The organism is Chryseobacterium carnipullorum, from assembly GCF_003815695.1.
Lineage (GTDB): Bacteria > Bacteroidota > Bacteroidia > Flavobacteriales > Weeksellaceae > Chryseobacterium > Chryseobacterium carnipullorum.
Genome location: NZ_CP033920.1, coordinates 4,040,071 through 4,052,499, shown reverse-complemented (window position 1 = coordinate 4,052,499; position 12,429 = coordinate 4,040,071). Strand labels below are relative to the sequence as shown.

10 protein-coding genes are annotated in these 12,429 nt (G+C 37.4%); 5 read left to right on the top strand and 5 right to left on the bottom strand.

Annotated features, from left to right (window positions below):
* Window positions 1-29 precede the first annotated feature (29 nt).
* Window positions 30-947: a type VI secretion system baseplate subunit TssG gene (locus EG346_RS18480; protein WP_228429348.1), complete on the bottom strand. Its 918-nt coding sequence runs from the start codon at window positions 945-947 to the stop codon at window positions 30-32.
* 400 nt (window positions 948-1,347) lie between these two features.
* On the opposite strand from EG346_RS18480, the gene EG346_RS18475 reads away from it, so the two are divergent.
* From EG346_RS18475 to EG346_RS18455, 5 genes are all read left to right on the top strand, one after another.
* Window positions 1,348-2,139 (top strand): S1/P1 nuclease, encoded by a 792-nt coding sequence (locus EG346_RS18475; protein WP_073334498.1) that lies wholly within the window; start codon window positions 1,348-1,350, stop codon window positions 2,137-2,139.
* 288 nt (window positions 2,140-2,427) lie between these two features.
* Window positions 2,428-3,294, top strand: coding sequence for a sigma-70 family RNA polymerase sigma factor (locus EG346_RS18470; protein ID WP_055859010.1), 867 nt, complete (start codon window positions 2,428-2,430; stop codon window positions 3,292-3,294).
* A 555-nt stretch (window positions 3,295-3,849) separates the two neighbouring features.
* Window positions 3,850-4,440, top strand: a complete 591-nt coding sequence (locus EG346_RS18465; RefSeq protein ID WP_123880653.1) for a hypothetical protein — start codon at window positions 3,850-3,852, stop codon at window positions 4,438-4,440.
* Between the two features lie 5 nt (window positions 4,441-4,445).
* A complete protein-coding gene (locus tag EG346_RS18460; RefSeq protein WP_123880651.1) occupies window positions 4,446-4,943 on the top strand; it encodes a GNAT family N-acetyltransferase in 498 nt (165 codons plus the stop codon).
* 19 nt (window positions 4,944-4,962) lie between these two features.
* Window positions 4,963-6,081, top strand: a complete 1,119-nt coding sequence (locus tag EG346_RS18455) for an FAD-dependent monooxygenase (protein WP_123880649.1) — start codon at window positions 4,963-4,965, stop codon at window positions 6,079-6,081.
* Window positions 6,082-6,164: 83 nt separating this feature from the next.
* Here the strand turns inward: EG346_RS18455 and EG346_RS18450 are convergent, their stop codons facing one another.
* From EG346_RS18450 to EG346_RS18435, 4 genes are all read right to left on the bottom strand, one after another.
* Window positions 6,165-8,942, bottom strand: a complete 2,778-nt coding sequence (locus EG346_RS18450) for a multicopper oxidase domain-containing protein (RefSeq protein WP_228426093.1) — start codon at window positions 8,940-8,942, stop codon at window positions 6,165-6,167.
* Window positions 8,943-9,030: 88 nt separating this feature from the next.
* Window positions 9,031-9,504, bottom strand: a complete 474-nt coding sequence (locus tag EG346_RS18445; protein WP_123880647.1) for a DUF3347 domain-containing protein — start codon at window positions 9,502-9,504, stop codon at window positions 9,031-9,033.
* A 113-nt stretch (window positions 9,505-9,617) separates the two neighbouring features.
* The gene (locus tag EG346_RS18440) at window positions 9,618-9,998 is read right to left on the bottom strand and encodes an HYC_CC_PP family protein (RefSeq protein WP_228426091.1); all 381 of its coding nucleotides are present in this window, start codon (window positions 9,996-9,998) and stop codon (window positions 9,618-9,620) included.
* Between the two features lie 201 nt (window positions 9,999-10,199).
* A complete protein-coding gene (locus tag EG346_RS18435; protein WP_123880645.1) occupies window positions 10,200-12,404 on the bottom strand; it encodes a TonB-dependent receptor plug domain-containing protein in 2,205 nt (734 codons plus the stop codon).
* Between the last annotated feature and the right edge of the window lie 25 nt (window positions 12,405-12,429).

The window sequence follows — 12,429 nt, the reverse complement described above, 5'->3', positions numbered from 1 at the left end:
GTTGGTTGTTGTAAATATAATAAATTATTTTAGAGGAATGTAGAGTATCCAAGACGGCTGGCATTTCTTTCATCATCTTCAAGACTGAACGAATATTCTTCTTTCTCTGTAATAAAATTTTCCACTACGTCTACCGTTACGGGCAGAAAATAATCATATAAAGCCTGAAGTACATTTCTGAACGGATTTCCGGCAATATACTTTTTCATTTCTGTATAAGGAATAGGCCCAATATTGACCACCCAGTTCCTCTGGCCATCCATATGCTTTCCGCTGGGAATATAGGTAACTCCCAGTTTTGAATTGCCCAATAACATAGAATCATCATTTCTTTCTATCCGATCTATAATATTGGGGGCAAAAGTAACTTCCACCGGTACCTGCAGAAAAGCCGTCATGCATCTTTCAAACCATTTCTTGTCTCCTCTGATCTGATGAAAAAACGGCAAAATATAGATGAAAATATAAGCATTCTGTTCGTCAAGCATTTTGATAAGTGGCCACAGCTCGCTCACGGTTTCCAAAAGCGTATCTGTACTGCTTGAAATATCAAACTCGTATTCTTTAAGCAGAGAACTGATTTCTGTAAAAAAAACTTCAAGCTCAAAAGGGCGGAAAAATTTCCGGGCGTCCTCTTCTATTTTCTTTTGTTTACGGATTTCACGAACTACCGTATCCACATTCTTTCGGGAAGCCCCCAAAGACGGTGGATGAAAAACCCCTTCAGGAAGATAGTCATAAATCCCCTCTCTATAGGTTTCTATTGTGAAGACTTCTTCATCAAATCCTAAATAACTGCTGGAAATACTTTTGATATCCTTCAGGTAAGCACGGTCGTTGATCCCGATCCGCTCTATAAATATATTGCTTACCGCACGCTGATATTTCAAAAGATTCACCGCCACGGCTTCAGCTTTGAAGTCGGTCTGCAGTTTATTGTAATACATGTCTACAATATTATTCTCATACATAGTGTTTCCTGTGATTATGACTTGTAAAGATAATATATCTCATAAGTTTGAAAAAATAAATTACCAACAATTTTATTTTAAAAGTACTAATTTATTAACATTAGTGGGAATAATATATGACAAATTCCGTGAAAATACGGTAATACCACGTTTTTCCAAGTTTTAAGGCCTATTTTTTAAATTGACAGCTTCTCTCTGGCACCCATCGGTTTACAATACAAAACCCATTTAATTTTGCAATTTCAGAGAATTTTATACTTTATTCCTTTTATTTAGATTAAGTTTTATTAACATTCATGGGATAAGAAATTGCTCATCATTGATGGAGATTCGGAAACCGGGCCGTATCTTTGCAGCTTGTAAAATGTTATTTATAATGAAAAGTATTTATTCTAAAATTCTGATTTTAGCATTCATTTCATCTTCACTTTATTCTTACGCATGGGGATTAACGGGACACCGGGTGATCGCAGAGATCGCAGAAAACCATCTTTCAGGGAAGGCAAGAAGAGAAATCAAAAAAATAATGGGTAAAGAACGTCTGGCGTATTGGGCGAACTGGCCGGACTTTATCAAGTCGGATACCACAGGTGCCTGGAAACAAGCTTCAGCATGGCATTACGTGAACATTGATCCACAGACAGATTTTAAAACTTTTGACCAGAAACTGAAAATGCAGGCAGGTCCGAGTCTTTACACTCAGGTAAACACCTTGTCCAGCCAGATCAAAGACGAAAAAACCTCTGAAAAAGACAGAAAAATTGCATTAATCTTCCTTATTCATATTATGGGAGACCTTGCGCAGCCCCTTCACGTAGGAAGAGCTGAAGATCTTGGTGGAAACAAGATCAATGTTACCTATTTCGGAGAAAAAACCAATCTTCACTCTGTATGGGACGGAAAACTGGTAGACTCTCAGAAATACAGCTACACAGAGTATGCCCGACTTTTAGATATCAAATCAAAGGATGAAGTGGCACAGATTCAGACCGGAACTGTAGAAGACTGGCTGTATGATTCTCACAAAATCGCCAATAAGATCTATGCACAGACTCCCAACGATTCAAAATTAGCGTACGACTATCAATACAAATTCAATGATACTCTTGAAAGACAGCTTTTGTACGGAGGTCTTAGACTGGCAAAATTATTGAACGATTTGTTTTAATAATGACTGGTAAACATTAAAATCATAAAAGAATTTTTAATTTCTAATTATTCATTCTTCACTTTGCAAGCGGAACTTCGGTTTCGCTTTTTTTGTTGGAATGGAAGGTTAAGATAAAAAGTAAAAATTCAGATTTGAACTTCATAGTCTATTTGATGTCTCAAATCTACTAATCTCACGTCTTTACTCTTTTCCTTCCTTAATTTAAAAAATAATTAAAACCCGTGTAACCTTTTTACCCCTTCGTACGTATAATATATAGTAACTCTTTTTTGAGGATAAAAATAGATGAGACAATTAAAAATCACTAAGCAGGTAACCAACAGGGAAACTGCTTCATTAGACAAGTATTTGCAGGAAATTGGTAAAGTGGAACTGATCACTGCGGACGAAGAAGTAGATTTGGCACAAAAAATACGTGCGGGCGACAGAGCTGCACTGGAGAAATTAATCAAGGCCAACCTTCGTTTCGTAGTTTCTGTATCCAAGCAATACCAAAATCAAGGTCTTTCTTTACCCGATTTAATTAATGAAGGTAATTTAGGATTGATGAAAGCGGCAAAAAGGTACGATGAAACTAGAGGTTTCAAATTTATCTCTTATGCGGTTTGGTGGATTCGCCAGTCAATTTTACAGGCTCTAGCTGAGCAGTCAAGAATTGTAAGGCTTCCGTTGAATAAAATCGGCTCCATCAACAAAATTAATAAGGCATACGCTCACCTTGAACAGGAAAATGAAAGACCTCCTTCTCCGGAAGAATTGGCTGAAGTTCTTGACATGAGCGAGGAAGATATTAAAGAATCTATGAAAAACTCCGGAAGACACCTGTCCATGGATGCACCTTTAGTAGAAGGTGAAGATTCTAATCTTTATGATGTATTGCGTTCAGGAGAATCTCCAAGTCCGGATAAAGATTTGATGCTTGAATCTCTTCAGATTGAGATTGAAAGAGCGTTGAATACTTTGACTCCAAGAGAGGCTGATTTGGTAAGATTATACTTCGGATTGAACGGAAAACACCCGATGACTTTAGAAGAAATCGGCGAAACTTTCGATCTTACAAGAGAGAGAGTACGTCAGATCAAGGAAAAAGCAATTAAGAGATTGAAGCACAATACCAGAAGTAAGATTTTGAAGTCTTATTTAGGTAAATAAATTTTAGCGCAAAACAATGTATGCGGAGTCTGTTTTCAGGCTCCGTTTTTTTATTTTTGTATCTATGAACACGGATATATCTTTTTTTATCGGAGGAACCGTTTTATTTGCTGTTTTAATTAACGTTCTCCTCTATTTTTATCACAAATATAGGCGGATTATTTTTTTTCGATATCTAGATGGCAGACATTATACCATTATAGAAAATGTTGAAACCAATATAGAAAGCTATTCAAAGTTTGGTTCAAAACTTACTTACCTTAAGGCTCAGATTCTATTCTTAGAAGATGAAATATTTATTATTCATTTCAACAGGCCTATTTTACAGTTAAGCAGCAGTTCAGAAATTTTCCCATCCGTTTCTCCCAGGTTTAAAATTTCTTTTAAAGAAATACACAATGATATTCTTAAAATTAAAGGGGATACGAGCCTAGGAAATTTTAAAATCTCTTTAAATTTTAAAAATAAAAATTTCGATTTGCATTCTGTTGTATAATGGATGTAACAATTTTTAGACTATCTTCAACTAATAAGGAAAATCCAATCAAAAAAATTATGAAAAAAATACTTTTTGCTTCTGCACTGGCTTTATCCATACTTTCATGTACAGAAAGCAAGTCCGAAAATGCTCCGGCTATGGAAAATGCCGTTGATAATGCTGATTCCAAACTATCCTCAACAAGGTATAGTAAAGGCCAAAATATGCTTGATGCAATTTATTATGAGCAAATTAAAAATGATGAAAGTCTAAAAAGGCTGGACAAAAAAATTATTCTATTACAGGAAGATAGCCGTAAAGTCAAAGACTTATATAACGATATACTCCGTAAAAACGATGAATATTATTCTGACGCTGAATATGGAGCAAAAAGTATTAATGATTCTGTTTTAAGAAAACAAATCATCAATTTAGTAAAAGAAAGTTCGGATAAATATTATTTAAAAACGCAAAAACTAAAAAAACTCACCATACAAATCAATCGTAATAGCCAAACTATTTACAGCTACTATGTTGCTTTTAAAATCAGAAAAACGCTTCCTGAGATCGAAAAATACCAGAATGCACATCCTCTGAAAACAGACAGTCTGGAAAATTTCATCAAAAAACAAAATGAATTACTGAACGAATTGAAAAAATTGAAATAAAAACAATGCATTACACTACAAAATGGCTTTCCGATACCGCACGAACTGAAGAATTGGTTAATTTTTTTATCACCCACAAAACGGATTCCTATATTTCGCATGGCGAGATTATATCAGGAAGAGCTTTGGATGCAAACCATTGGAATCCTGATTTAAAAGACATATTAACCGCTCAGTTTCACTCTGGATTTACTGCGGATCAGAATTCAAAATTAAATATTCTGATTGCTGAAAATGAAGAAGGAAAAATCATAGGAATGCTCGTTTTCAATATTATTAACGGCTACAAAAATTATGCGGTATTAGAAGATATGCTTTTGGATCATTCTCTCAGAGGACAATCGCTGGGAAGTACTTTGTTGGAGAAGGCTGTGGAAGAGTCTAAAAAATGGAATATCAGTTTTGTAATGCTTGAAAGTGGGCTCAATAATACAGGAGCTCATCACTTCTTCAATAAATACGGATTTAAGAAAGTATCTGAAAATTATATTTTAACACTTTAAAAGATCAAAACCGACTCTGATGAATACCATTTCAATTATAGGCGCCGGAATCGGCGGACTGACGCTGGGAAATATTCTGAAACAACATCAGCTTGACTTTAAAGTGTATGAATCTGCACCGGAAATCAAATCTGTTGGAGCCGGCATCATGATGGCTGTGAATGCCATGCAGATTTTCGACAGGTTGGGTCTAAAAGAAAAAATTGAAAATGCAGGAAATAAAGTTCATGGAATTTCCATCACCGATGAGTCATTAAAACCTATCACAAAAACCAGTATTCCTGCTCTTGAAAAAAAATACAACTCCTGTAATGTCGCCATTCACAGGGCTGAACTACAGAAAATACTGGCAGCAAACATCGGATATGAACATATTCAGCTTAATCACTCTTTAAATAAGATTGAAAAGAAAGACAATTACTCCTTACATTTTGAACATGGAGTTCAGGCAGAAAGTAAAATAGTTTTTGGCGCAGACGGGATAAAATCTAAGATCAGAGATCAGATTCTACAAACGGGAAGAATCCGTAATGCAGGGCAAAAGTGCTGGCGTGGACTGGCAGAATTTGATTTACCTGAAGAGTTTAAACAGGAAGCCATTGAAATGTGGGGAAAAGGAAAGCGCTTCGGATTTGTGAAGATTTCAGACACCAAGTTGTATTGGTATGCTTTGGTTAATGAAAAAATGTACAAACGTGATCTGAATATTTCTAATTATTTTGAAGATTTTCATCCTCTTGTTTTGGACATTCTGGAGGCGACTTTAGAAGACAATACTATACTCAATGATATTATCGACCTGTCTCCTATTCCTCTTTGGTATTCTGAAAACCTATGCCTGATCGGTGATGCTGCTCATGCTACGACTCCCAATATGGGTCAAGGCGCCTGTCAGGCTATTGAAGACGCCTACATCATTGGCCGATTGCTTGAAACCCATCAGGATTTTAATGTTGTTTTTGAAAAATTTCAAAAAATAAGAAGGGACAAAGTAAATTATATCGTCAGTACAAGCTGGAAAATAGGAAAGATTTCCCAGTGGGAAAAGGGAAATGCAATGCGTAACTTTTTGATGCGATTAATCCCGGAAAGCACCAATCAAAAGCTTGCTGAAAAGATTATTAAACTGGAGATGTAAAACTTTGTTTTTTATTGTATTTAAATACAAAATTACTACTCATCCTTTTAAAATAAAAAGACTGCCTGTTTGGCAGTCTCTGTTTAGTAGGTTAAAGTAAGTCCGGCTCCCCATCCCATTTCATTATCATAATTTCCGGAGACTGACACCCATTTCTGTACAATATATCTCAGTCCTGTTGAAAATTCTCCGTCAGAATTGAGACTGAAATTTCCTCTGATCCTTCTGGAAATCGGAATATCTTCTCTGCTTAATTCCAACAGCACTTTTCCATTCTGATCCACACTTGCATCTGCCGTCACCAGCATCGGTAACATATACTGTACTCCGACCATGAATGCATATTGGTCTTTTGAAGCTTTTTGCTGTCCGAACCAGGTCTTTTTACCACGGAATTTCATTCCCATATCTTCGGCCATCTGTCTCTCCATAATCTCATGGTTTTTCTGAATTCTTAAACCTGCGTATGGAAGCGCCCACTGGAATTTCCCCAGGAATCTTCCTACTTTCACATTGCCTTCAAAGTGATCAAAATCCCAGTTAGAGTGAAACTGATTCAGGTTGGCCCATCTTGGTCCGAACATCGTCATGCTTTCAGCATGTACTTTGTTACTTGCTATATCCAGCATGGCCATGGAGCTGATCATTTTATTATCCTTCAGGAAGTTTTTCCAGGCCAGCTTTCTGTCCGGCAGCTGTGGATTTGGTTTTGAATTTTCATAGCTGAATATTCTTCCCATTCCGGCCATCATATGGTATAAAATATGACAGTGGAAAAACCAATCCCCGTCCTGATTGGCTGCAAACTCAATCGTATTGGTCTCCATAGGCATAATATCGACTACATTTTTCAGCGGGGAATATTCTCCTTTTGAATTGATCAGTCTGAAATCATGGCCGTGAAGGTGCATCGGATGGCGCATCATGGAATTGTTGTACATTGTAATTCTCAGGATTTCGCCTTTTTTAACCAGGATTTTATCTGTTTCTGTAACCGTTTTATTATCCAGCGTCCAGAGATATTGATTCATATTTCCTTCCAGTGTAAACTTCAGTACTCTAACATTATCATCCGGCAGAATGGTCTTTTCAGGAGATTTTAAAAGATTGTATGACAGCCTTTTAATCGGATTTTCTTCTTTCATATCCATCCCTGAATGTTGGGAATGATCTTCCTGCTTTCCTCCGGAGTCTTTGGTTTTAACACCCATCATTTCATTCATGTGCTTCATCGTCATTTTTCTCTGACTTTCGGAAAGTTCCGGATACATCACTTCATTCATGTCCATCATCTGATTTCCCATCGTCATATTCATAGGCTTCATATTCCCGCTCATTTCCATCATGCCATTCATCATTTTCATTCCTTCAAACAACAGCAGTCTCGGCAGATTCGGAGCTTCCACTTTTTCTCCGGCACCAAGCCATAACGAAGCATGTCCTACCCTGTCTTCCGATGTAGAACGGAATTCAAAACTTTTATTTTCAGGGATCGTGACTTCAATATCATACGTTTCGGAAACCCCGACGATAAGACGGTCTACTTCTACCGGAACGACATCATTTCCATCGTTTCCCACTACTTTTATTTTTCCACCTCCGTAATTCAGCCAGAAATAGGTGGATGATCCGCCATTGGCTACTCTGAGTCTTACTTTATCACCTGCTTTCAGGTTAGAATAATCAGAGCTTGGAAGACCGTTGATGAGAAATTTATCGTAATAGACATCACTTACATCCATGGCTTCCATCCTCTTCCATTCATTTAATGCTTTTGTTCCGAAATTTCCGGATTTAATGGCTTCCCAATAACTCTGGACTGCATTTTTTTTAATGGCATACCAGTCTGTATTGGCCATATGAAGCCTTCTCGCGATCTGCATCGGGTCTTCATCGCTCCAGTCTCCGAGTAATACCGGAATTTCTTTTGTATAGGAAGGTTTAGGCTCACCTTCTCTTTTATTGAATACTAAAATCCCGTTCATCCCAATCTGCTCCTGAAGGGCTTCGTGGGAGTGGTACCAATAGGTTCCGTTTTGAGATACTCTAAACTTATACAAATGGGTTTCTCCAGGGGTTACAGGCTTTGTGGTAAGGTAGGGAACCCCATCCTGTTCATTGGGAAGAATTACGCCATGCCAATGCAGTCCGGTATTTTCCTTCAGCATATTATGAAGATAAATTTCTGCGGTATCTCCCTCTGTAAAATATAAAGTGGGAGCCTGCAGTTTTCCGTTGATCGCAATAGCTCTTCGTTTTTTTCCTGTAAAATTGACGATCGTATCTTTTACATAGAGATCATATCTTACTGTTTTCCCTCCGAAAGTCACTCTTCCGTTTTCAGAATTTCTTTTGAAGACGGATGGATTTTCTTTTGGCTCCTCTACTGCAATGTGCTGATGACTCTCTTTTTTTACCATTTCCATTCCGCATTTTGGGCATTTCCCGGGTTTGTCTGAAGTCACTTCAGGATGCATCGGACAGCTGTAGAGTGATTTTATTTTAGGCTGAGATTGAGAAGACTTAAGTTGAGACTGCTGCACAGATTGTGAAGGCTTAGACTTTGTATCAGTCTTATTTCTTCCGGCCTCTTTCATCTTTGGCTTTGCATCAGTTTTCACTTTAACCTTATTATTTTTAATTTCTGCAGGCTTTTGTATTGCTTTCTGCTCTGGCTTCGCCACAACTTTAGGTTTTACTGCAACGGTTTTCCTGACCAGCGTCATTTTGCATTTGGGGCAATCTCCGGGTTTAGAAGACACTACCTCAGGATGCATCGGACAGGTATAATACGTTTTCGTGGTTTGCGCGAAAGTAAAAACAGAGAACAAAAGCACCAGAAATATTATTATTTTTTTCATAATATTCCGAACTTTTTAACATTACATAGCCTAAAGTCAATTTTAATTTAAGCTATGTAATCTATTGTTTTAAAATTAAATAGGATAATTAATTGATTTCTGACTTTACATTTCCGCAAGAAAGCATAGATTTTCCGTAGTAAGGATTCGCGATCTGTTTTTCATCGCTTAACCAGTTTGAATCAGCCATTGGACAATACTGAACATAAACCGGCTTTTCAGAAAGTTTAAATTCTTTGGTCAAGGCGATCATATTCTCAGAAAGATTGGAAAAAGTTTCTCTTTGCGCTGTAATATTTCGGGCATCAGAGATCACTGTGGCGTCTTTTCTTAGAATGTTAAGGTTTCCTTCCGAAACTAATTTATAGTCAACGGTTGAGGCTGTTTTGATGAATTCAGCGGCTGCTTTTGAGGTTTTGTCTGCGTCATCTGAAGCTAAAGCTGTTTTAATGGCAATATAGTTCTGATACAGTTTGGAAACCTGAGCGTCTTTTTTAGACTGAGCAGAAAGTGAAATAATAGAAAACAGAGATAGAACTGTTGTAATGATATACTTTTTCATTGTTTTAAATTTTAGAATTAATTTTAATAAAGAATAATGGAAACGCATCATGCGTTGAACCGCGTTGTCCACGAAGGAATGCTCATCTGAACACTACAGACAACAGACAGATCTTAAATTCTAAAATGACAATGATTGATATAGATGGGAACCGGCCTGTACGCTGGCGGCCCGTTGATTCTTATTCTGGTAAATTTTGATGCTGAAAAAGATTGATCTGTAAAGAAATACTGATGCTGTGTAAATGCCGGAGCGATTTGCCCTAAAAAATCAATCATCAGCAGATCGGATTTCTGGGAATCGTCTACTTTTACTACTTTTACCTCAGTTTTACAACATCCTTTTTTTTCCTTAACGCCACATTTGCCACAGATATCAGTGGTTTTCTGACTTACGGAAACAAACTCTTCCATACAGAAATGTACGCTGAAAGCTGCTCCGGAAGAAAATCCAAAGTAGAAAACAGAGAAAAATATGGCGAGAATCTTTTTCATTGGTTGTACAAAGGTAAAAATATCCCAGAAACGACTGTTATAAAATTATGTATACTTGTTATAAAATTCAGTCATCATAAAAAAGCTTCTGAATAGTTCAGAAGCCTTCTTTATTTTGTACTCTCGCTGATTTTGCAGATTGAGCAGATTTCATGGGTCGGCGAAATTCTAATTTCTACAATCTGACTTCTAACCTCTATCTTACAATTTAAATTCAAGTTTTACATTGAAGAAACGGCCTGTAAGACGTACCGGAACCGGATACATTACATTGGTATTATAATCTGTAATCCACTGGTTGGCCACTGTATTGTTAATATTAAACGCATTGAACACCTGAACACCCAACGTCAACTCTTCAAAATTCCCCCAGAAACCGGAACGATTTTTCTTGTCTTTGGAATCGATGAATACTTTTGAAAGTCCTAAATCCACTCTTTTATATGAAGGAAGTGTTCTCTGATATTGATAAGGATCGGTGAAAACCGGTGCTCCGTTCGGAAGTCCCATGGCGTATACCAAAGTAAGATTGACACGCATGGATGGGAATTTCGGCATATAATCCTGATAGAACATCGCAAATCTGAATCTCTGATCTGTAGGCCTTGGAATATCGCCTCTTCCGTCTATATTTTCATATACTCTGGCATAACTTGCAGACAACCATGAATCGACTCCGGGAACGAATTCCCCGAATAGTCTGGTATCAATTCCATAAGCATACCCTGAAGCATTATTTTTACCGGAATAGCGGATTCTCACGTTATCCATATAATAAGGAATCAGATCATCCATTTTCTTATAGTACGCCTCTGTAGTCAGCTTAAACGGTCTGTCATACATATAAAACTCGTAATCGTTGGCAAGAATTAACTGCATCGAACGCTGAGATTTTATATTGGAATTGAAGTTTCCGTCAAGATCCTTGATCTCTTTATAGAAAGGCGCCTGATAGTAAACACCTCCGGAAAGTTTGAAAAGCATGTCGGTATCCCAGTCAGGTTTTATTGCAAACTGGAATCTTGGCGAAAAGATGGTTTCCTTATTGAAGCTCCAGTTGGACACTCTGGCTCCTGCATTAACAAATACTTTGCTGGCTCCCCAGTAAAATTTCTGTGAATACTGTGCATAGGCAGAAAGTCTGGAAGGTTCTATCGTATTTTTCCCGGCGATATGGTAGAAAAGATTAAGATCTCCTGTTCCTCCGGTTCTTGGATCATCTATCGGACGTGGAATGCTGTACCCGACATTATCAACCAGTTTCCATTCATTGGTATTATCATTCAGGTTTTCTTTTTCATATTTAAAGCCTACCTCGATATCGGTATTGATATTGGGAGAAAACTTGGCTCTGAACTGGGTTCCGTATGTTCTCACGAACAGATCATTTCTCGCATGCTCAATCTGTCCTCCTCCGTCAAAAGAAGGGTTTGGAGACTGCGTTACAGGATCAAAAGTCTGGATCTCATACCCTGAAGAGATGGAATAATATTCTTTTTCTCTATTCTGATAAGCAAAACTGTCCAAGGTAAGCTTCCACTTATCAGACGGCTTATAGTTCATGGAGAAAGTTCCCATCATATTTTTGTACATATCCTGCTCTTGTCCCCTGTAGCCTATATTCACTGTAATAGGCTGATTAAGGCTTCCGAAAGTGACACTCTTCGCCTTAGGAACCATTTCATAATCATTCTTGGAATAATATCCGATAAATGACATGGAGAATTTATCGTTGAAATGATAATTGATATACGATTGGAAGTCCCAATAGGTAGGGTTAAAATCTGTATCCTCGTTCAATGTATTCAGAACAAGATTCGTATTCCTGTATCTGCCAGAAAATAAAGCAGTCAGTTTTTTATTTTTTGAAGCCAGTCCGGCTGTCAATCTTCCCCCTATTAAACTAGCCTCTCCTGAAAGTTCTAATTTTTCAGGTTCACGGTAGTAAATATTCAATGCTGAAGACATTTTATCTCCATATTTTGGTTCAAACCCTCCCGCTGAGAAATTGACTGCAGAAACCATATCAGGATTGATGATACTCATTCCTTCCTGTTGTGAATTTCTGATCAGAAAAGGTCTGTAGATCTCAATATCATTGATATAGATAAGGTTTTCGTCATAGTTTCCACCACGTACCATGTATTGGGAAGACAGCTCGGTGTTGGAGTTGACGGAAGGAAGTGTTTTAAGAAGTCCTTCAATTCCACCACTTATGGAGGCTACACTTTGGGCATCTTTTGCTGAAATCCTGACATTGGTGATGTCGTTCGTCCTTCCGACCACTTTTTTCTGGAAAACGACCGCCTCAATATCGGTTACTTTTTCTGCTGTATCTCTTTTTCTGTTTTGAGAGAAAATAAGCATAGGAACCACAAGGCTCAATGGTAAAACTAGTTTTTTCAAAAGAAATGTTTTAAGAATTTCTAAA